The organism is Acidovorax sp. GW821-FHT10A04, from assembly GCF_059415825.1.
In genome coordinates, this window is sequence record NZ_JBWKNZ010000008.1 from 45,386 (window position 1) to 65,991 (window position 20,606).

The 20,606-nt window shown below is 70.0% G+C and carries 18 protein-coding genes; 6 read left to right on the forward strand and 12 right to left on the reverse strand.

Annotated elements, in window-relative coordinates:
* Positions 1-12: 12 nt before the first annotated feature.
* The 5 genes from AC07PF_RS17665 to AC07PF_RS17685 all read right to left on the reverse strand — a co-directional run bounded on the left by AC07PF_RS17665 (position 13) and on the right by AC07PF_RS17685 (position 5,386).
* Positions 13-1,890, reverse strand: coding sequence for a patatin-like phospholipase family protein (locus AC07PF_RS17665; RefSeq protein ID WP_494612734.1), 1,878 nt, complete (start codon positions 1,888-1,890; stop codon positions 13-15).
* A gap of 243 nt (positions 1,891-2,133) precedes the next feature.
* Positions 2,134-2,625, reverse strand: a complete 492-nt coding sequence (locus AC07PF_RS17670; RefSeq protein ID WP_494612735.1) for a nuclear transport factor 2 family protein — start codon at positions 2,623-2,625, stop codon at positions 2,134-2,136.
* 105 nt (positions 2,626-2,730) lie between these two features.
* Positions 2,731-3,222 carry a CinA family protein gene (locus tag AC07PF_RS17675; protein ID WP_494612736.1) on the reverse strand — a complete coding sequence of 164 codons (492 nt, stop codon included), beginning with the start codon at positions 3,220-3,222 and terminating at the stop codon, positions 2,731-2,733.
* Complete coding sequence (locus tag AC07PF_RS17680) at positions 3,219-3,755, reverse strand: phosphatidylglycerophosphatase A family protein (protein ID WP_494612737.1); 537 nt, start codon at positions 3,753-3,755, stop codon at positions 3,219-3,221. Before AC07PF_RS17680 ends, AC07PF_RS17675 begins: the two co-directional genes overlap by 4 nt.
* Positions 3,756-3,763: 8 nt before the next feature.
* The gene (locus tag AC07PF_RS17685; RefSeq protein WP_494612738.1) at positions 3,764-5,386 is read right to left on the reverse strand and encodes a DUF4139 domain-containing protein; all 1,623 of its coding nucleotides are present in this window, start codon (positions 5,384-5,386) and stop codon (positions 3,764-3,766) included.
* A 204-nt stretch (positions 5,387-5,590) separates the two neighbouring features.
* Between AC07PF_RS17685 and AC07PF_RS17690 the strand changes: the two genes are divergently transcribed.
* Positions 5,591-6,997: an esterase-like activity of phytase family protein gene (locus AC07PF_RS17690; protein WP_494612739.1), complete on the forward strand. Its 1,407-nt coding sequence runs from the start codon at positions 5,591-5,593 to the stop codon at positions 6,995-6,997.
* Between the two features lie 183 nt (positions 6,998-7,180).
* Here the strand turns inward: AC07PF_RS17690 and AC07PF_RS17695 are convergent, their stop codons facing one another.
* Positions 7,181-9,157 carry a right-handed parallel beta-helix repeat-containing protein gene (locus AC07PF_RS17695; protein ID WP_494612740.1) on the reverse strand — a complete coding sequence of 659 codons (1,977 nt, stop codon included), beginning with the start codon at positions 9,155-9,157 and terminating at the stop codon, positions 7,181-7,183.
* Positions 9,158-9,170: 13 nt separating this feature from the next.
* Entirely contained in the window at positions 9,171-10,055 is an 885-nt protein-coding gene (locus tag AC07PF_RS17700; protein WP_494612741.1) for a LysR family transcriptional regulator, read from the reverse strand.
* Positions 10,056-10,166: 111 nt separating this feature from the next.
* Between AC07PF_RS17700 and AC07PF_RS17705 the strand changes: the two genes are divergently transcribed.
* On the forward strand, positions 10,167-11,171 hold the full coding sequence (locus AC07PF_RS17705) for an NAD-dependent epimerase/dehydratase family protein (protein ID WP_145697052.1): 1,005 nt from the start codon (positions 10,167-10,169) through the stop codon (positions 11,169-11,171).
* Positions 11,172-11,191: 20 nt separating this feature from the next.
* Positions 11,192-12,370, forward strand: a complete 1,179-nt coding sequence (locus AC07PF_RS17710; protein ID WP_494612742.1) for an Acg family FMN-binding oxidoreductase — start codon at positions 11,192-11,194, stop codon at positions 12,368-12,370.
* A 13-nt stretch (positions 12,371-12,383) separates the two neighbouring features.
* Here the strand turns inward: AC07PF_RS17710 and AC07PF_RS17715 are convergent, their stop codons facing one another.
* On the reverse strand, positions 12,384-14,168 hold the full coding sequence (locus tag AC07PF_RS17715; protein ID WP_494612743.1) for a pectate lyase: 1,785 nt from the start codon (positions 14,166-14,168) through the stop codon (positions 12,384-12,386).
* A gap of 384 nt (positions 14,169-14,552) precedes the next feature.
* Between AC07PF_RS17715 and AC07PF_RS17720 the strand changes: the two genes are divergently transcribed.
* Positions 14,553-15,521 (forward strand): TRAP transporter substrate-binding protein, encoded by a 969-nt coding sequence (locus AC07PF_RS17720; protein ID WP_494612861.1) that lies wholly within the window; start codon positions 14,553-14,555, stop codon positions 15,519-15,521.
* A gap of 27 nt (positions 15,522-15,548) precedes the next feature.
* On the opposite strand, the gene AC07PF_RS17725 is transcribed toward AC07PF_RS17720, so the two are convergent.
* Positions 15,549-16,451 carry a LysR substrate-binding domain-containing protein gene (locus tag AC07PF_RS17725; protein ID WP_494606785.1) on the reverse strand — a complete coding sequence of 301 codons (903 nt, stop codon included), beginning with the start codon at positions 16,449-16,451 and terminating at the stop codon, positions 15,549-15,551.
* 85 nt (positions 16,452-16,536) lie between these two features.
* Here AC07PF_RS17725 and AC07PF_RS17730 point away from each other — a divergent pair, with 85 nt between their 5' ends.
* Together AC07PF_RS17730 and AC07PF_RS17735 are read left to right on the forward strand one after the other, a co-directional pair.
* On the forward strand, positions 16,537-17,733 hold the full coding sequence (locus tag AC07PF_RS17730; RefSeq protein WP_494606786.1) for a pyridoxal-phosphate dependent enzyme: 1,197 nt from the start codon (positions 16,537-16,539) through the stop codon (positions 17,731-17,733).
* A 42-nt stretch (positions 17,734-17,775) separates the two neighbouring features.
* On the forward strand, positions 17,776-18,744 hold the full coding sequence (locus tag AC07PF_RS17735) for a tripartite tricarboxylate transporter substrate binding protein (protein WP_494612744.1): 969 nt from the start codon (positions 17,776-17,778) through the stop codon (positions 18,742-18,744).
* A gap of 21 nt (positions 18,745-18,765) precedes the next feature.
* Here the strand turns inward: AC07PF_RS17735 and AC07PF_RS17740 are convergent, their stop codons facing one another.
* The 3 genes from AC07PF_RS17740 to thiL form a co-directional block, all read right to left on the reverse strand.
* A complete protein-coding gene (locus AC07PF_RS17740; RefSeq protein ID WP_145697057.1) occupies positions 18,766-19,302 on the reverse strand; it encodes a sigma-70 family RNA polymerase sigma factor in 537 nt (178 codons plus the stop codon).
* The gene (locus tag AC07PF_RS17745) at positions 19,302-19,505 is read right to left on the reverse strand and encodes a YgaP family membrane protein (protein WP_007850919.1); all 204 of its coding nucleotides are present in this window, start codon (positions 19,503-19,505) and stop codon (positions 19,302-19,304) included. The genes AC07PF_RS17740 and AC07PF_RS17745 overlap by 1 nt, the downstream gene beginning before the upstream one ends.
* Before the next feature lie 105 nt (positions 19,506-19,610).
* Positions 19,611-20,567 (reverse strand): thiamine-phosphate kinase, encoded by a 957-nt coding sequence (gene thiL, locus AC07PF_RS17750; protein ID WP_494612745.1) that lies wholly within the window; start codon positions 20,565-20,567, stop codon positions 19,611-19,613.
* Between the last annotated feature and the right edge of the window lie 39 nt (positions 20,568-20,606).

A 20,606-nucleotide genomic window follows, 5' to 3' on the forward strand; every position in this document is an offset into this window, starting at 1 on the left:
CCGCTCAGCCTTTCAGGCCACCGCGGGCTCGTGCATGCGCATGGGGGGCCGGTCGGCGGCCTCCCGCTGGCCCAGCACGTCCAGGCCATGTGCGTAGCCCTGCTGCACGATCTGCTCGAAGCGGTTCCACTGCAGCATGCCCACGCGGTCCATGGGCGGGTTGAAGTACAGGTCCGTGAGCTGCTGCGACTGGCGCTGGCGCGACATGCTGTACAGAATGGTCACGTTCATCAGGTAGCTGGCCAGGGAGGGCAGCTTGTAGCGCCGCTGCGCGCGCGGGCGCAGCTTGTCGCGCAGCAGCGCCCAGCTGCTGGGCACGTCGTCCAGGTCGATGCGCCGGGGCTTGCGGAAGTTCAGGTCCACGCCGATCACGGTGCCCACGCCGCGCATGCCACGCATCACGTCCACGGGGAAGTTGTTGAACGTGCCGCCATCGCACAGCAGGTCGCCCTCGTGCACCACGGGCGGCAGCGCACCCGGGATGGAGATGCTGGCCAGCAGCGACTTGACCAGGCTGCCGTGGCGCACCACCTGCTCGCAGGCGCGTGAGTAGTTGGTGGCCACGCAGTAGTAGTTCTTCCACAGGTCCTCGACCTGGGCCGGAAACCCCACCAGCCGGCCCACGGCCTCTTCGAGGATCTGGCGCAGGCGCCGGCCCTTGATCAGCGAGAGCATGGGCAGCAGGTTGAAGTCGCCCGTGGGGTTGGTGCGGAAGGCCTCGCGCGCGTTGGCCATCACCGCGTCCAGCGGCTGGTCCGAAGCCACATAGGCGGCCATCACCGAGCCGATGCTGGTGCCGCCCACGCAGTCGATCTCCACGCCCTGCTCCAGCAGCGCGCGGTACACGCCCAGGTGCGCAAAGCCGCGCGCACCGCCGCCGGCCAGCACCAGGCCCACGGCCGTGCGGCTCTGGATGCGGGCCAGGCGGGCCATGTCGCGCTCCAGCGCCGGGCGCACGTGCACATGGTCGGACACCGCGCGGCGCGCCAACCACTGCTCGGTGCGGCGCGGGCAGCGGGTGTCGGCCGGGTGCAGCAGCACCAGGATCTCGGCCGCCTCGGTCAGTGGCGCGCGCTGGGCCAGGCACTGCGCCTCGATGGGGTGGATGGCGGGCTCGGCCGAGGCGTCGGCCAGCAGCAGCAATTCGTCGCAGTGGCGGCTCACGCGGCGCGTCCAGGGCGTGGGCTCGGCATCGGCCAGCAGCAGCACGAACTCGTTGCGCGCCTCGATCTCGTCGAGCAGCATGGCAATGCGCCGGTTGGCCGACGCATCGGCCCCTTCGCGCTGGGCGATGCCAGGGTCCTGGAGCTCGCGGTCCACCGTGGCGGAATCCACCACGCGCACCTTGCCCGGCGCGCCGAGCTGGCGCGCGAGCTTCACCGCAAAGCCCTGCAGGTCCACGCCCGCGCTGATGGGCAACAGGCCCATGGCCACGGGGCGCTCCATCACCGGATTGGCCGAGCGCGACTGCAGCCGTTCGATGATCTGGCGCGTGAGCGCGATCGACACCTGGGCACTGCCCGCCAGCAGGTTCTTGAACACCGGTTTGGTCAGCCGCACCAGCACCGAGTCGCGCACGGCGACCACGGTGGCGGCACGCGGCGCATCGGTGAACAGGCTGATCTCGCCGATGGCCTGGCCACGGCCCATGTCGGCTACGCGGCGCTGGCAGCCATCGTCGCCGCGCACATAGGCGCGAAGGCGGCCGCTCACGGTGAGGTACATGGACTCGCCGGGGTCGCCCTGGTTCATCAGCGTGCCGCCGCCAGGGATCTCCACCCACTCCATGTGGGAGCGCAGCAGTTCCAGCGCCTCGGGCGCCATGCCCTGCAGGAAGCTGCGCAGGTGCTCCATCAGGAGCTGGTTCTGGGTGGCGGTGAAAGGCGACATGGCGGCAGCAACGGGCAGATCGGGCGGCTCCATGCAGTAGCGGGCGCGGGACCGAAGGGGTTCCAGGTGGCCGCAGGCGCCCGGCCGGGAGGGCCTGCCCGCAGCATGCGAAGCCGCGAATTCTAGGGACGCACCAGCGCAGCGCCCCACCCCGCCCGGGTAGCGGGCGCGGGTGGCGTGAACAAATGCACGCTCTGCGTTCCGAATCTCTTGGCGATCTCCTGCGCGATCGCCAAGAGGCTCTTACTTCTTTTCCTGCGCCAGGAATTTCGCCAGGTTGCCAGCCGCCGTGCTGCGCACCTTGCGCTTGAGCGAGGGCGACCAGCCCAGCAGCAGGCCGGGCGTGCCCAGGGCCTGGCGCGACCAGCGCCAGAAATTGAAGCGGTCGCGGTGCGTGGCGATCAGGCCTTCGGGCGTGAAGGTGAATGTGCCGTCGATGATGTTGTGCACCTTGCGCCCCGTGGCGCTGAAGAGGTAGTGCGCCTCCCAGTGGGCGCGTCCGCTCTTGTCATCGGCCTCGATGCCGCTCGACTCGAGTTTCCAGTGCTCCCGGCCATTTTTGCTGGTGGCCGTGGCGAGCATGCGCCACATGCCGCCGATCTGCTCGCGCCCCTTGAGCGAGAACGCCTCATCGTCGAAGCTCGCGTCGGGCGCGTAACAGGCCTGCATGGTGGCATGGTCGAGCTGGTCGAAGGCGGTGTAGAAGCGCTGCAGGGTCTGGGCGTTAGGGTGCATGGATGGAGGCTCCGGTAGGTGCGGGGCGGGCATGTGGGCCCGGGCGGAAGATGCTACACCGGGGCCGTGCCGGCCTGCTGGCGCCTGGGCGACCCGGTGTGCGCCTCAACCCAGGTAGCCGTGCAGCCGCTGCAGCGCGTGCGCCACGGTGGCCTGGCGCACGGCGGCACGGTCGCCCGGGAAGCGCTGCAGCTCGGTGTGCACGGCGCCGTCCACGGACCAGCCGAACCACACCGTGCCCACCGGTTTGGCCGGGCTGCCGCCCGTGGGGCCCGCCACGCCCGTGACCGCCACGGCCACCTGCGCGCGCGAACGTGCCACCGCGCCCGCGGCCATGGCGCGTGCCACCGGCTCGCTCACTGCACCGTGGGCTTCGATCAGTGCCTGCGGCACGCCCAGCAGTTCGGCCTTGGCCTCGTTGGAGTAGCTCACGAAGCCGCGTTCGAACCACTGGCTCGACCCCGACAGGTCGGTGCAGACCGCTGCGATCATGCCGCCCGTGCAGCTCTCGGCCGTGGCCAGCATCTGCCCGCGCGCGAGCAGTCTGGCCGCGATGTCGGCCAGCAGCCGGGTCTGGTTTGCCGGATCATCGCTCATGCCCAGAACCTCCACAGCGCAATCACCAGCAGCGTGCAGAAGGCCGCCACGAAGTCGTCCCACAGGATGCCCCAGCCACCGCGCCAGCCAAAGCCCTTGAACAGGCCATCGGCCCAGGCCACGGGGCCCGGCTTGGCGGCGTCGAAGAAGCGGAACAGCGCAAACGCCACCAGTTGCCCCCACCAGCCCATGGGCATGGCCAGCCACAGCACCAGCCAGAAGGCCACCACCTCGTCCCAGACGATGCTGCCGGGATCGGCCACGCCCAGGTTGCGCGCGGCCACCGTGCAAGCCCACCAGCCTACCACCGTGCTGGCGGCGATCAGGAGGCCCATGTGCAGGGGGCTGAGCCATTGCTGCAGCGCCAGAAAAGCCAGCCAGGCCCAGAGCGTGCCCACGGTGCCGGGGGCAATGCGCGACAGCCCCGCGCCAAAGCCCAGCGCAATGCAGTGCGCCGGGTGCGAGAGCATGAATCCGGCAGTGGCGCGGCGCGGCGCAGCGGGCGGCGGTGAAGCAGGGGATAGGGGGTCCATGGCGGGGCTCATTGCCGCTCCTGCAATTGGATGTCCTTGGCGTAGCGGATCGTGTGCTCGGCACTGAACTGCGCCGTGGCGCCCGCTGCCAGGGGCTGCTGCCAGGCCACCGTGCCCGGCGTGCGGTTGAAGGCCATCTCGGCGGGCTGCGGCTGGTAGCGCGACTCGACTTCGATCTTCTCGTTGCGCGAGACCGGCGCGGCGTGCAGCACCTGCAGCGTGATGCCGGTCCGGTGGCGGTTTTCCACGCTGTAGGCGCGGCGCGTGCGGCGCTCGGTGCGCGCACCGGTGAAGCCCGTGGCGCTGGTCAGGTCCTGCGGTGCCTCGGCGCGCACGGTGACCAGGTCGTCCTTGCCGAACGACAGGCTGGTGCTGCCCGCGGGCGCGGTGCCGGGTGCGCCGAAGTCCAGCCGCCCGGTGCCCACGAAGGCGCCGTCGCGGTACAGCCCTACGGCGCCTGCAGGCCAGACGCCGGGCGGGGTGGCGACCTCGGCCACCAGGTAGGCGACATCCTCCACCGCCGGCGCCGTGCGCGTGAGCAGCGTGGCCGCCGCGCTGTGGCTGCCCAGCGCCAGCGTCACGCGCTGGCCGCTCGAGGGCACGGTGATGCGCTGGGGCACGGCGAACTCGGTGGCAAAGCCCTTGTCGGTGGTGCTCACCTCGAAGCTGGGCATGGCCTCTTCGGCCATGCCCAGGGCCCGGGCCACGGGGGCCGGTGGCGCGGCCGCCATCATCGCGGGAGCGGGCGTTGGCATGGGCTGCGGTGGCGGCGCCACATCCAGCGTCCACGGGCGCGGCAGGCGGCCCTGGGTGGCGCGCCCGGGCTGGCCGGTGGAGAGGACGAGTTGCACGTTGCTCCAGTCCTCGCCGCTGTTCTGTGCCACCAGGGCCTGGCGATCAAGCAGCACGGTGGCCTTGGCCGGATCCAGTGCGGCGCGGTAGGTCGGTTGCCAGCCCGGGCCACGCACCTGGTAGGACAGGCGCAGCTCGCCCTCGCGCTCGGCCGCGAGGTTGATGCTGACCGACACCACGCGCGCACGCTGGCTGGCCACGCGGTTGCGCTCGGCTACCAGGGGTTTGAGGGCGAGCTCCAGCGCCTCCTGCTTGCGCTTGAGCTGGTGCGTGCGCGCCAGCGCGTCTTGGCCCGACTTGCGCAGCACCTCGGCCATGGCGGTGATCTGTGCCGGCGTGGGGCCCTGCCCCCGGCCGCCGGGCGCATCGTCGCCCACGGTGCGGCCACCGGCCACGCCCTTGAGATAGCTGTCCACCAGGTCCAGCGCACCGGTTTCGGCCTTCACGCCGGCGATCTGGTCTTCCAGCTCGCGGATGCGGCCGTCCAGCGGGCTGGCACAGGCGGGGGCCACGTCTCGGTCTTCGGTGAGCACGTTGAATTCGCCCACGCGCACGCTGGCATCGGCATGGATCTGCAGGCTCTGCGCGTCCAGCGAGGCGGGCAGGCAGGTGAAGCTGAAGCTGCGCGCACCCGCGGCCACCTTGGCCACGCGCTCCACGGTGGCGGTGCCGGAGTAGACGGTCACGCGCGCGATGCGCGAGCTGGTGTCCTGCGCGAGCGCACTACCGGCTGTGCCCAGCAGCAGGCTGGCGCAGAGGATGGTGGTAAGGCGGGTCATTCTGGTGCAAGGGTTCAACAGATCCTCCTGTATGGGGGCGCCGATGGCCAGGGCGCGGATTCCCGTGTTTGTATCCCAAATGCTGCCAGCCATCGGCAGGCGTGGGGCAAGCGGGGCCGCTGCCGCACCGACCTTGGTGGATTCATGGGATTGTCACGCAGCCTTCATATGCTGAAAAAGTCTTCCATTCTCACTCCAACAACCATGAAGCATTTTGTTCCCCGTGCCCTGTCCATCGCCGCCCTGGGTCTGGGCATGGTCGCCTGTGGCGGCTCCGATGACGGGTTCCAGTTTCCGGGTGCCAGCGGTACCAGCCTGCCTTACGAGGTGATCGGCAAAGTGGCCAACGCCGAAAAGACCGAGCTGCGCAACGGCAGCTACGGCTCCTCCCTGGCCCCGCATCCCACGCTGGAAGGCCACTTCTACGGCCTGAGCGACCGCGGCCCGAACGCTGCCACCGAGCCGACGCGCACACCCTCGGGCATCATCTTCATCACTCCGGAATACACGCCGCGCATCGGCCTGTTCAAGCTCACCCCCGAGGGCAAGGCCGAGCTGGTGAGCACCATCCTGCTCAAGGACCCCAAGGGCCGCCCCATCACCGGCCTGCCCAACAGCCAATTCGGCGGCACGGGCGAGACGCCCTACAACCTGGACGGCAGCGTTGTCTCGCTGGACCCCGATGGTGACGGCGTCAAGGGTTTCGATGAAAGCGGCCTGGATTCCGAGGGCCTCGTGGCCCTGAAGGACGGCACGTTCTGGATCAGCGACGAGTACGGCCCGCACATCGTTCATTTCGACGCCACGGGCAAGGAGATCGAGCGCATCAACCCCTTTGCGGCCGACCCGCGCAACAAGGCCGGCCGCACCTTGCCGGCCGAGCTGTCCACGCGCTGGCCCAACCGCGGCATGGAAGGCCTGACCATCACCCCCGACGGCAAGACGCTGGTGGGCATGATGCAGTCCAACCTGTACAACCCGAGCAGTGCGGTCGGCAGCATCAACCTGGTGCGCATCGTCACGGTGAACATCGAGACCGGCGCCACGGCCCAGTACCTGTACCGCCAGGACGCAGCGGGCCTGGCCAACTCCGAGATCGTGGCCCTCTCCGCCACCAGCTTCCTCGTGGTCGAGCGCGACACCAAGTTCTACGGCATCGACACGGGCGTGGTGCGCAAGAACATCTACAAGATCGACCTCGGCCAGGCGACCAACGTGGACCGCTCCAACGCCGCCCTGCGCAGCGCCAACGCCTCGCTCACGGTGAATGCCGCCAACGGCCTGCTGGTGGACGGCAAGACGCTGGAGCTGGTGGTCAAGGACGGCGGCACCGCCGACAACTACGCGCCGGGCTGGGCGCAACTGGCCGCGCTGGGCATCCGACCCGTCGCCAAGACCCTGGCCTACGATGCCATCGCCTCGCAGAAGTACCCGCACGACAAGCTCGAAGGCATGTGGGTCATCGACGCGAACCGCCTGGCCATCCTCAACGATGCCGACTTTGTGATCGCGCCGGACAACCTGGGCGGCATCAAGCAGAAGTACCTGTACGACGGCAAGGCCGACAGCAACATGCTGTACGTGGTCAAGCCCATCGCACCGCTGTATTGAAGCACCCCCTGAGTCGCTTCGCGCCTTCACCCCTCTCTCGACTCGCTGCGCGAGTCGGGAGGGGGACGCCCCCAGCGCGGCGGGGCGGCCCTTGCGCGGGGGCACTGGCTTCTGCCGCGCTAGTTTCGCGGGCAGCTAGCGGTGCACGCGCAGGAAAACTGAAGTGTCCGGCCTTAGGGCACATCACCTGGGACCATACACGGGCAGGGCCTGGCCCTGCTCGTAGGCACCCGCGTCGGGCGCGCGGCCCTGGAAGCCCTGGCTGATGTTGGGAATGGCCTGGCCTGCATCGACCGCAGCCGAGCCGGCCTGCAGGCGCAGGTCGGGCACGGTGTAGAGCGTCATCGGGCTGCCGGGGAATACGGGCACCGAGGCGAAGGAATCCATGCCCACCTGCACGGCCGACCGCTCCGTGGTGCGCGCGCGCAACTCGGCCAGGCCGGCAAAGCTGGTCGCGCCCCAGCGCCCGGTGAAACTGCCCGCGGTGGAGCCGTAGGCGTCGTGGTCCAGGTCGGCGCTGGCAAGGTCCAGATCGGCAATCGACAGCACCCGCCCGGTGCCGCTGGAGTAGCCGCCATAGGTGCCGCCCGGCCCGCCGATGAACAGGTTGTTGCGCGCATACAGCCGCCCCACCGTGGCACCGGCATAGATGCCCAGCGCATCGCCGTTCTTCACCACCGTGTTGTGCAGCAGCACGTCGCCATAACTGCTGCGGTACAGCTTGAAGGCCACGTGCACGGCGTTGTAGACCACATTGCGCACGAAGTAGGTGGGCCCGCCCAGGCCCGGCTGCGATGACAGCGCAATGAACACGTTGGTCAGCCGGTTGCGCAGGATGCGGCAGTTGTGCATGCAGAAATCGGCCTCCACGCCGTCGTCCGCCGCTTCGGAAAGGTCGTTGTTCAGGATGTCGATGCTGTACTGGTCCACCGCCTCGTCGTCTTCGAGCAGCGAGATGTTGTCCCGAAAGCGTGCCACGCGGTTGTTCATGACCACGTGGCCGGGCCCGGTGATGAGGATGCCCTCGCCCGCGTTGCCGCCCGACACGCCGAGCGCCGCCTCGGACCAGACCACCGTGCCGGTGACCGTGTTGTCGGCGATGTAGGCGTTCTCGGCCCGCGTGAAGGTGATGATGCCGTGCCCGCCCAGCGCGGCCGTGGCGTTGACGGTGCTGCGCGTCATGCTGAAGTCGTTCGTGCCATTGAAGCGCACGCGGCCGTTCAGGGTCAGCTCGGTGAGCATCACATGGCGCTGGTTGAAGACGCTGATCTCGCCCTCGACCACCGCGCCCGGCGTGCCCCGGATGACCAGCGGCCGGCCCGGCGCGCCGCTGCGCGCCACGCTGAAGCCGCTGTAGCGCCCGGCCCCCAGTTCCACGATGTCGCCGGCATTCGCGGCCGCCAGTACGCCGGCCAGGGTGGCCGGCGTGGCGGGCTTGACCACCGCGCCAGGTGCCGGGGTAGGCACGCTGCGCGTGGTGGCCGTGGTGGTGCGCACGGTGCTGCCGCCATCGGGGTCGGTGAGGGTGAGTTCGATCTCGTAGGTGGTGCCTGGCGCCACGTCGAAGATGCTGCCCGAATGGCGCAGCGGCCAGGTACGGCCCTGGCCCGAGGTCTCGTTGTGGATGCGGCGCAGCGGCATGCCCGTGAGCCAGGCGCTGCTGCCCTGCGCGCGGTAGCGCACGCCGACCACGGCATTGCGGTTGGCATCGCCCGTGAAGGCCCATTCCACCGAGATGTTTTCGAGCGTGGGAAAGGGCGTGGTGACGGCGCCCGGCACGCTGGCGTCCGCCGCGCTTGGGGGTGGCAGCAGCCCGCCCACACCCAGCAGTTCCAGCCCCGGCCGGGTCAGGCTGACCCGGGGGTAGGTGGCGTTGCCGATCACCACCTGGGGCAGGCGCAGCACACTGCCCGTGGTCAGGTACTGCAGCTCCGTGCCGACTGCGGGGTCGTCCACCCGAAGCTGCCCGGGGTCGATCAGCCGCACCACGACATCGCGGTAGCGGTCACCGGCATCGAGCTGCAGGGTGGGCAGGCGCAGCGTACCGGTGGCGGGCTGGAAGCTCGCGGTGTCGGCGGCCATGGCGGGTGCTGCGGCGCCCAGCAGGCAGGCGAGAAGGCTTGCCGCGAATCGGCGCAGGTGGTGGAAGTGCGTGGTCATGGGCGAAGGGGGGTTACAGGGCGTCGGGCACGGCGTCGGCCAGAAAATCGTACACCGCCCGGATGCGCTGATTGGTGCGTATCTCCCGGTGCACCGTGAGCCAGATGGGCAGTTCGGGCAGCTTGAGCATGGGCAGCAGGGCCACCAGGTCCGGCTCGGTGCGTGCCATGTAGTCGGCCACGAAGCCGATGCCCAGACCGCTGCGCACCACCTGCCAGTAGGCGATCAGGTCGTCGGTGCGCAGCGCGAACTGCTGGCGCTCCACGGGGAAGCCCATGGCCGCGAAGCCGCGCGCGATGTCCCCCTGGCGGTCGTTGCCGACCACGTCGTGCTGCATCAGGTCGGGCGGCTGGCGCGGCGTACCCCGGCGGCGCAGGTAGTCGCGGTGGGCATAGGTGCCCAGCGTCACCTTGCCGATGCGCTTAGCCACCAGGCTGGCCTGCGTGGGCTGCACCATGCGCAGGGCGATGTCGGCCTCGCGGCGCAGCAGGTTGGTGACTTCGTTGCTGGCCACCAGCTCTACCTGCACCTCGGGCAGTTCGATCCGCATGCGGGCCAGCAGGGGCGGCAGCAGCATGCAGGCCACGGGCTGGCTGGCCGTGATGCGCACCGTGCCGCTGACGCCTGCCTCGGCCCCGGAGACGCTGCGCGCCAGCTGGTCGGCGCCGGCCTGCATCGCGCGGGCCGACTCCGCCAGGCGCAAGGCCGTCTCCGTGGGCAGCAGGCCGCGCCCCGTGCGCTCGAACAGCACCACGCCGAGCTGCGACTCCAGCTCGGCGATATGGCGGCCGATGGTCGGCTGGCTCGCGTTCAATGCGCGCGCGGCGCCCAGCAGGCTGCCCTGGTCCAGGGCGGCCAGGAAGGATTGGATGAGGCTCCAGTCAAAGCGTTGCGTCATGGGAGAGGTGAGGTATGCAAATTTGCATTGCTGCTATCGACAGTTAGCCAATTGTGTAACGGCGGGCGCGTTTCCACAATCACTCCATCCCTTGATTCCAGGAGCCACCCCATGACGAATGCCGCATCCACCGTCCTCATCCTCGGGGCCCGCGGGCGCCTGGGCCTTGCCGCCGTCCAGGCGTTCGCCCAGGCCGGCTGGCAGGTGCGTGCCCAGTTGCGCCCGGGCGCCACCGGCCCGGCCGTGCCCGGCGTGCAGTGGCTCGCCATTGCGCCAGAGGACACGTCGGCCCTGGCGGCCCATGCGCAGGGGGCCCAGGTGGTGGTGCATGCCATGAACCCGGCATACACCCACAAGGCCTGGCGGACGCAGGCGCCCGCGCTCATGGACGCCGCCATCGAAGTCACCCGCGCGCTGGACGCCACCCTCATGCTGCCCGGCAACGTCTACAACTATGGCCGCGCCATGCCGCCGGTGCTGCGCGAAGACACGCCGCAGACGGCGCTGGACTTCAAGGGCCGCATGCGCGTCCACCTGGAGCAGCGCCTGCAGGCCGCCACCCGCGACGGTGCCCTGCGCGCCATCGTGCTGCGCGCCGGCGACTTCTTCGGCAGCGGTGCGGGCAGCTGGCTGGACCTGGCGATTGCCAAGGACCTTGCCAAGGGCCGCATCACCTGGCCCGGCCCGCTGGACACCAGCCGGCCCTGGGCCTACCTGCCGGACCTGGCCCGCACCCTGGTGAAGGTGGCCGAAGCGCGCCACCGCCTGTCCGCCTTCGACACCCTGCACTTTGCCGGCCAGCAGGTCACGGCCCGGCAGTGGGTGCAGGTGCTCTCCGCCGTGGCAGCCGAGCAGGGCTGGGTGCCCGATGCCGGCGCCGTGCGCGTGGGCCAGCTGCCCTGGCCGCTGCTGCGCGTCGCCGGCCTGGTGCTGCCCACCTATGCAGCCCTGGCCGACGTGCGCTACCTCTGGAGCACCCCGCACCGCCTGGACAACACGCGCCTCGCCGCGCTCATCGGCGCCGAGCCGCACACCCCGTTCGAGCCTGCGGTGCGCCGCGCGCTCCATGACCTGGGGCTGCTGGCCCCGGCCCCTTCCCACGCCGCCCTGGCATGAACCGCAAGGAAAACTCCACCATGCAACGCCGTACCTTCATCCGCCTGGCCGGCGGTGGCACCATCGCCGCCGCGGTCATCACCCCCCTGGCTGCCTGCAGCTCCGGCCCGCACTACCCTGCCCAGGCCATCGAGGCTTGGCAGGGCCCCGTGGGCGAGACCGACCTGCGCCGCCGCGCCGTGGCCTATGCCATCACTGCGCCCAACCCGCACAACCTGCAGCCCTGGGTGGCGGACCTGCGCGAAGAGGGCGTGATCACCCTGCGCACCGACCGCGAACGCGTGCTGCCCGAGACCGACCCGCTGGGCCGCCAGATCCTGATCGGCCACGGTGCCTTCCTGGAGCTGCTGGTGCTGGCGCTGGCCCAGCAGGGCATGGCCAGCGAAGTCACGCTGTGGCCGCAAGGTCCGCTGCCGGCGCAACTGCGCAATTGGGATGAGCGCCCCGTGGCGCGCGTGGTGCTGCGGCCCGGCGGCGAGCCCGATGCCTTGTTCACGCAGGTGCTGCGCCGCCGCACGCCCAAGGTGGACTTCGACCTGGCCCGGCCCGTGGCCCCCGATCTGCTCCAGGCCTTGCTGGCCGGTGCATCCCGGCCGGGCAGCCCGCAGGCCGGTGGCACGGTGGAGCCTGCGCGCCTGGAGGCCTTGCGCGCGCTGTGCTGGCAGTCGGCACAGGTCGAACTGCGCACGCCGCGCACGATGATGGAAAGCATCCGCCTCACGCGCGTCGGCCCCTCCGAGATCCTGGAGCACCGCGACGGCATCTCGCTGAACACGCCGTTCATCCGTGCTGCGGCGGCGCTCGGCTTCTTCGACCGTTCCGCCCCGCCCGAGGAAGGCAGCGCGGGCTACAAGGGCGCCATGGACCGCTTCGAGGGCCACAGCCGCACGGCGATGGGCTTCGTGTGGCTGGCCGGCGGCAACACCCGCGCCGACCAGGTCGCGGCCGGCCGCGCCTACGTGCGCCTGCAGCTCAAGGCCACCGAGCTGGGCCTGGGCATGCACCCCATGAGCCAGGCGCTGCAGGAGTTCGCCGAGATGGCGCCGCACTACGAGCGCGCCCACCAGCTGGTGCTGGGGCGGGGTGCGCCGAAGGAGGCCAGCGATCCCACGGTGCAGATGCTGTGCCGGCTGGGCTATCCGCAGGGCGAGGTGCCCGCCACGCCCCGCCGGCCCATGGCACGGCTGCTGCAGACCTGAGGCTGCCGCGGGCTCAGGCCTGGGGTGCCACGTAGGCGATCAGGCGGCCCATGCGGCGTATCCACTCCGAGGTCACGATGAACTGCGGCTTCTCGCGCTTCACATAAGGGTCGATCTCGGGCGGGTTGTCGGCCGGGTAGGGGGACGTGTCGTAGACATCGCCCACATGCTTGCTGCGGTAGGCCGTGCCCGCGTAGGGCGCCGTGGGTCCATTGCCGCGGTAGGTGTTGACGATCTCGGGCACGGCCGAGGTCCAGTAGTTCTTGGTCCCCAGCTCGGTCAGCAGCGCCTGCGCCTCGCTGTCGGGCACCACCGGCGTGGGCATGGTGGCGCCGGTGAAGAGGTCGGGGAAATCCACCTCGCGGATCGAGAAATAGCGCGGCAGCGCGCGGGTGGCCCCCGTGGACCGCAGTGGGGAGCGCGCCACCATCTCGGCAATCGCCGCGTCGCCCATGCGGGCGAGCGACTGGTAGGTCGATTCCAGCCCGGCGATGTCGATCTGCCGGCCCGCCGAGTAGTGGCTGATGGTGTTGGTGTAGTCCTTGTCCGCGTAGTAGGCGCCGTTGTGGATGTTGGAGCCGTAGCGGTGCATGTACAGGCCGTCGTTGGTGCCCAGCTCCACGAAGGTGGGGTGGGTGCGCCCGCCGCCGAGCAGCGGATTGACCGTGGCCGCGTCCGCAGGCAGCGGGCAGGACTTGAGCCAGGCGATCGCCTCCGGGATGCGCGCCAGGTACTTCTTGTCGCCCGTGAGCTGGAAATAGTTGAACAGCTGGCGGATGTTGGTCTGCGTGGTGTGTGTCGCCAGTGAGCGCGGCTCGTAGCTGCGCGCGCCGGCGGGCGCACCCGCCGGCCGCCCCGCCGTGGGGCGCGAGAGGTGCTGCAGGCTCCAGCCGGCCTGGGGCCCGGGTTGCTGCATGAGGCGCATGCATTCCATGGCGCGCTGGATGTTGCCGATCAGGCGCGTCTCCCCCAGCGCCGTCACGCACAGGGTGAGGAACTTGATGTTCTCGCCCATCACGTCGTCGTTGAAGGTGACGTGCAGCGTGTAGTCGCCATCGGCCATGCCCACGCGCGCGCCTGCAGGCACCTGCTGCGGGTTGGGCAGCGGCATGCTGCTCACGGCCCCCGGGAAATGCGGGAAGCGCTGCGGCCAGCCCCCGTCGGCAATACCGTACTCGGGGCCGAACTGCGACTGCACCACGAAGTCGATGGCGCGCAGCAGCGGGCCGGAGAAGCGCACATCGCGCTTTTCCACGAACATTCGCAGCAGCAGCTGCGAGGCCACGGCCGTGCCCGCGTCGTCGAAGGTGGCGTTGCCGTAGTAGTGCTGGAACTCCTCGAGCCGCCAGCCGTTCTTGCCGATGGTGTCGTACCAGCGCTTGAGCGAGTCCTCGCCCGCGAAGTCATGGATGTAATTCCAACCGCCCGAGCGGTGCTGCGCCGCGACGATGGCCAGCGCCGTGCGCTCGGCCGCCTGGTAGTAGCGTTCATCGCCGGTGGCGTGGTAAGCATCGAGGTAGACATGGCCGACGGAGGGCGTGCCGGGCGGCTGGATCCAGCACATGGTGCGGTAGGCCTCCATTTCGCCAAAGGTCTGCTTGAGGTCGGGCGAATACGACCAGACGTAGCCGCCCTGGTAGGACACCACTTCGTCCATGTACTGGGCCGCGCGCTTGAGGCCGGCTGCGGCTTCGGCCCGGGTGCCGGTCAGGGGCGCCGGCCCGGAGTCGCCACCGCCGCACGCGGACAACAGCAGCGGGGTCAGGGTGGTGGCAATGGCAAAGTCTCTGCGCTTCATCGGTTGTCTCCTCGAAGGTTGGGAACAGGGGCTGGCTGGCACCTCGTGTGCCGCCGTCGCAGGCCGGCCCATGGGCTCTTGTCCTGCTGTTGTGGCGCATCCATGACAGATGATGTCGTACAACTAGGACGTGATTCTCTGCAGCGCAATCCGGCAGCGTGCTGGCGTTTACCCGAACCTCTTGTGTGTAGATGTTGCAGCAGAATGCGGTTGCCAGAGCCCGCTTGGCCGGGGATGGGTGCTTTTTCAGGCATTGAAAAAGCAAATGTTATATGACGTCGTATGAATTGGCGCATAACGGCCAGTGTCGAAGCCCTGGGGTTCGAACTGCCAGGCACCTGCAACCCAAGGAGGAGACCTGTGAACCGATGGACCCGATCCGGCATGGCGTGGCTGGGTGCCCTGTGCCTGGCCCTGCTGTGCGCCGAGGCCAGCCATGCGCAGGCACCCACGCGGCTGCGCGCATGGAACATCCACCCCGACGGTTACCCGGTGACCGAGGCCATGAAAGGCTTTGCCGCCCAGGTGGCGCGGGCCACGCAGGGCCGCTACCAGATCGAGGTGTTCTCCAACGCCACGCTGGGCGACCAGCCCAAGGCGGTGCAGATGCTCAAGAGCGGCGAGATCGATATTGCCGAGTTCAGCTCCGGCCCGCTGTCCGATGCGGTGCCCGGCATCAAGGTGCTGAACCTGCCGTTCCTGTTCACCGACTCAGCCCATATGTTCCGCCACCTCGATGGCGCGCTGGGGCAGCGCTTTGCCGCCAACCTGCAGTCCGCCGGCTTCGTGGTGCTGGGCTGGTACGACGGGGGCGGGCGCTCCTTCTATTGCGCCAACCGCGCGCTGGCCAGCATCCGCGACCTGGCGGGGGCGTCGATCCGCGTGCAGCAGTCCGAGGTGTTCATGGAGATGATCCGGCTGCTCGACGCCAAGCCGGTGGCCCTGCCCTTCAAGGAGGTGCTGGGGGGCTTCCAGCAGGGCGCCATCGACTGCGCGGAGAACAACATGCCCTCCTACGAGTCCACCGGGCACTTCAAGGTGGCCAAGAGTGTGTACGTGACCAACCATGTGATCTCCCCTGAGGCACTGGTGGTGTCCAGCGCGCTGTGGGCCAGGCTCTCGCCCGAAGACCGCAAGGCCTTCGCGGATGCGGGCGCCCAGTCGGCCCTCCTGATGCGCGAGCTGTGGAACAAGCGCGTGGCCCAGGCGCTGGAGAACACGGCCCGGCAAGGGGCTCAATTCGTGCGGGTCAAGGACGTATCGCCCTTCGTGCGGCGCATGGCGCCGCTGTACAACAAGTACATGACCGATCCGACCACGCGCGAAGAACTGCTGACCATCATTGCCAAGTGACGGTGCACCGTGGCGAGTGCGCCGGGGTCAGTGCGCCAGGCGCCGCCGGCACAGGGCCACGAATTCCTGCACCGCGCGCGACTGGGCCTGGCGCGGCTTGAAAGCCAGCAAGGCCCGAAAGAACAGGCCGTCGCCGGCCAGGGGCACGCTGCGCAGGCCCAAGGGCGCATGCTCGGCGGCCACCAACGGGTTGGTCACGGCCAGCCCCGCGCCCGCCAGTACCAGCGCGCACTGGGTCGCGCTGTACGGGGTCTCGACCACGAAGCGCGGCGTGATCCCCGCGCCGGCGAAGAGCCTCTCCAGCCGCTGCTGGGCCGGGTCGGTGGCCGACAGGCCGATGAGCGGCGCATCGCGCAGGTCCGTCAGGTCCAGCACGGCCTTGCGCGCCAGCGGGTGGCCGGCGGGCACCACGCACACGGCAGGCAGCTCGTAGAACGTGGAGGACACCAGTCCGCTGGTGTCCGCCTCGTCACCGAGGAAAGCCAGGTCCACGGCACCCTGGAACAGTGCCTCGCGCAGCACCTTGGAGCTGTCGACCATCAGCAGGCAGCGGGTGCGCGGGTAGTGGCGCTGGAACCCGGCCAGCACCCCGGGCATGATGCTCGCGGCCAGCGCGTGCAGGCAGCCGATGCGCAACACCGTATCCTCCAGCGACTGCAGCGCCACGATCTTGCGCTGCACCGCCTCCAGCCCTTCGTACACACGCTCGACCTCTTCCATCAGCGCATGCGCCTCGGGCGTGGGCACCAGGCGGCCCTTGGGTCGGTCGAACAAGGTGAGCTGGGCGCGCGCTTCCAGCTGCTGCAGCAGCTGTGTCACGGCGGGTTGGCTCACGTGCAGGGCCGCCGCTGCGCGGTTGGCCGAGCCCAGGCGCATGACCATTCGGAACACCTCGATCTGGCGCGTGCTGACCTCTTTGGCATCGTGCATGGGCAGGCTCATGATATAAGTTCTACTTAATTGAAGCGGCTGCCGGATGGTACTGCCCGCAGCCTGGGCTGGCTACGATGCAGCCATGAATACCGACATGCCCTTCGGCGCGGTGCCCTATCGCGGTGCTGCTCAGGAAGCCCCCGCGGGCATCCGCCAGAACCCTCGGCTGCGGGGACTGCGCTGCATCCACTGCGGTGCGCAGTACGCGCTGCAAGACCTGACCACGGGCTGCCCCGTGTGCCTGGCCCAGGGCACGCCTGCGAGCGTGGAGGCGGTCTACGGCGACCTGCCGCGCACCTTGGCAAGCGGCAGCCCGGGTTATAGCTTTGGTGAATGGCTGCCCTACACGCACGGGGTCTCGCTGGGCGAGGGCGGTACGCCCTGCCTGGCGCTGCCGCGGCTGGCCCGGTCCCTGTGCATTGGCGAGCTAACGGCCAAGCACGAGGGCATGAACCCCACCGGTTCGCACAAGGACCGCATGTCGGCCCAGGCCGTGGCGCGGGCCCTCGCGGTGGGTGCGCAGCAGGTGGTGCTGGCTTCCAGCGGCAACGCTGCCGTCTCGGCGGCGGCCTACTGTGCGGCCGCCGGGCTGCCCTGCGAGGTGGCCACCTACCGTGACATGCCAGCGCCCTATGCGCGCGCGCTGGACCGTCTCGGTGCCCGCCGCGTCGCCTTCGGGCCGGGACCGGGCCGCTGGGACCATGTGCGCCGGCGGGTGCAGGAGGAGGGCGCCTTCGCGCTGACCAACTTCCATGTGCCGGCGGTGGGCAGCCCGGCCTTCGGGGTGGAGGGCTACCGTGCGGTGGCGCTCGAATGCGTGGCCCAGGGCTGCGTTCCCGACCATGTGCTCGTGCCCACGGCCCGTGGCGACCTGCTGTGGGGCCTGTACAGCGGCCTGCGCGACCTGCTGGCTGCAGGGCTCATCAAGCGCATGCCGCGCCTGTGGGCGGTGGAGCCGTTCGCACGGCTCAGCCAGGTGCTGGGCGGCACGCCGGCCCAGGCCGAGTTCAGCGGCAGCACCGCGCAGTTCTCGATCGCGGGCAACACCGTCACCCTGCAGCAGCAGATCGCCGTGCAGCGCTCCGGGGGCGGCGCCGTCGTCGTGGGCGATGCGGCCGCGGCCTGGGGCGTGGCCCAGCTCGGCGCCCAGGGCCTGTGGGTCGAGCTGTGCACGGGCGCCTGCGTGGACGCGGCGGCACAGCTGCGCCAGCAGGGGCGCATTGCGCCGTCCGAGCACGTGCTGCTGCTGCTCACGGCCAAGGGCGACCGCGACGCCTGAACGCCCCTCCTCGATCCCGTTGCCTGACCAAGGACCCCTGCCATGAAGCCTGTGTTTCGCCGTACCCTTCTGCTGGCCTGCGCCTGCCTGCTGGGCAGCCCTGCCTTCGCCGCCTACCCCGACAAGCCCGTGCGTCTCATCGTGCCCTGGGCGCCGGGCGGCAGCACCGACGCGATTGCCCGCGCCATCGCGCAGCGCATGGGCGAGTCGCTGGGGCAGAGCGTCATCGTGGACAACCGTTCGGGTGCGTCCGGCCGCATCGGCACCGAGGCGGCTGCCAAGGCGGCGCCCGACGGCTACACCATTGCCATCGTGGAACTGCCCCACGCCATCGCCCCGGCCGTCACGGCCAAGTTGCCGTACGACCTGCTCAAGGACTTCACGCCGATCTCGATGGTCGGCACTTCGCCACTGCTGCTGTTCGTCAACGGCCGCAGGTACAAGACGGGCGACATCAAGGGCTTCCTGAAAGACGGGCGTGCCAGCGCCACACCGGTCACGCTGGCCCACAGCGGCAACGGCTCCATCAGCCACCTCTCGTCCGAGTTGCTGGCGGGGACCAGTGGGCTCAAGGTCAATGCCATTCCCTACCGGGGCTCGGCCCCGGCGCTCACCGACGTGGCGGCCGAGCAGGTGGCGGGCCACTTCGCCACGCTGGCCAGCGGCGCATCGCTGCTGTCCGCTGGCAAGATCTCGGTGCTCATGACCACCGGGCCCACGCGCCTGGCGTCCATGCCCCAGGTGCCCACGGCGCGCGAGGCGGGTCTGGCGGGCATGCAGTTCAACCAGTGGTGGGCTTTGGTGGCGCCGGCCACCACGCCCATCGAGGTGATCGAGCGGCTGCGCAAGGAGGCTATCGCGGCGCTGGAGCACCCTGCCACGCGCGAGCGCCTGACCACGTTGGGCATCGATCTCAAGGGCTCCACGCGCGACGAACTGCGCGGCCTCCTGCGCGACGAGGTGGGCCACTGGGGTGCGGTGGTGCGCAAGATCGGCCTGCAGCCGGAGTGAGCTCTCCTGGGGCTGTGTGGATCAGCCGGGCTGCGCGGGCGCCAGGTATTCCCGCACCAGGCTGCGCGCGCGGTGCAGCCGGCTCTTGGCCGCCTCGCGCGTGCTGCCAAGGCGCTGGGCCATCTCCTCGATGGTGAGCTCCTCGAAATCGCGCAGCAGCAAAGCCTCGCGGTACAGGGGCGGCAGCGAGTCGATGGCCAGGGCCAGGTCGTGGCGCAGTTCGTGGTCGGGCCGGTGCGACCAGGCCATGCTGTCCTCCACCTGCGCCAGTGGTTCGCCGCGCAGCCAGGTCAGGGCCGGGCGCATGCACAGCCGCTGCACGATGCGCACCACCCAGCCGCCAAAGGCCGCCACCTCGCGCAGCGCGCCCACGCGGCGGTAGACGATGATCAGCGCTTCCTGCACCACATCATCGGTCGCGGTGGTGGCCGCGCAATGGCGCAGCGCATAGCGGCGGATGTCGGGCCGGGCCAGTGCCAGCAGGCGCTCCATGGCCTCGGCATCGCCGGCCCGCGCCGCGGGCAGCAACTGCGCCACCGTGGGCGATGCCACGCCCATCACTCCACCGGCTTTCTGCCCACCATGGCGCAGGCCGGGCAATAGCCGAAGAGACCGGTCACGATGCCCGTGGCGCCCGATGCGGCCAGCACCAGGCCGAGCGGCGTGGCGCCAAGCCAGAAAAGGCTGGCGGCGATGAGGACCACTCCGGCGACGATGCGCAGCAGGCTTTCGGGGCGGGTGATGTTCTTGCGGTACAGCATGGCAAAGCTCCTTGGGGGTTGAAAGAGAAGGCGCCGGCACGGGGCGCCTTCCCTGACAAGAGCGGGCCTTGGAGCCAAAGGATTCATGCTGTGGGAAAAAAAGTTTCAGCCGAAGTGGTCGAACGAGGCATAGCGCTGGTCCACCGGCCGGCCTTGTCCATCCACCAACCGCAGGCCGGTTTCTGCCTCGATCGTGCCGATGCGCGCCACCGGGGTCTGGCTGGCCTGCGCAGCCGCAGCCACCGCCGCGCGCTGCAAGGGTGGTGCGGTGAAGGCCAGTTCATAGTCGTCGCCACCGGCCAGGGTGCACTGGCGCAGGAGCTCTGGGTCCGCCACGGCGCTGCCCTGGGCCATCAGGGCGCCCGCGAGCGAGGTATCGATGCGCGCACCCACACCCGATGCCTTGAGGATGTGGGACAGGTCTCCCAGCAGCCCGTCGCTCACGTCCATCGCGCTGCTGGCCACGCCGCGCAGCGCCAGGCCCAGGGCCACGCGCGGCGTGGGCCGCTCCAGCCGCTGGCGCACGGCAGCCAGCACCCCGGGCGCCAGCGCGGTGTGGCCCAGCAGGGCTTCCAGCGCCAGCCGGGCATCGCCCAGCGTGCCGCTCACATAGAGGTCGTCGCCGGCGCGCGCACCGCTGCGCAACAGGGCCTGGCAGGCAGGCACCTCGCCGAACACGGTGATGCAGATGTTGAGCGGGCCCTGCGTGGTGTCGCCACCGACCAGCTCGCAGCCATGGGCATCGGCCAGGGCCAGCAGCCCTCGTGAAAAGCCGGCCAGCCAGGCCTCGTCCACGCGTGGCAGCGCCAGCGCCAGCGTGAAGGCCAGTGGCCGGGCCCCGCAGGCCGCCAGGTCCGACAGGTTCACGGCCAGCGCCTTGTGGCCCAGGGCCTCGGGGTCTACATCGGCAAAGAAGTGGCGGCCTTCCACCAGCATATCGCTGGAAACGGCCAACTGCATGCCGGCGGCAGGCGCCAGCAGCGCGCAGTCGTCCCCCACGCCCAGGGCTGCGCGGCGCACGGGCCGCGTGAAATAGCGTGCGATCAGATCGAATTCACCCATGGGGGGATTGTGGCGCGTCGCGCCGCACGTCTGCGGGAG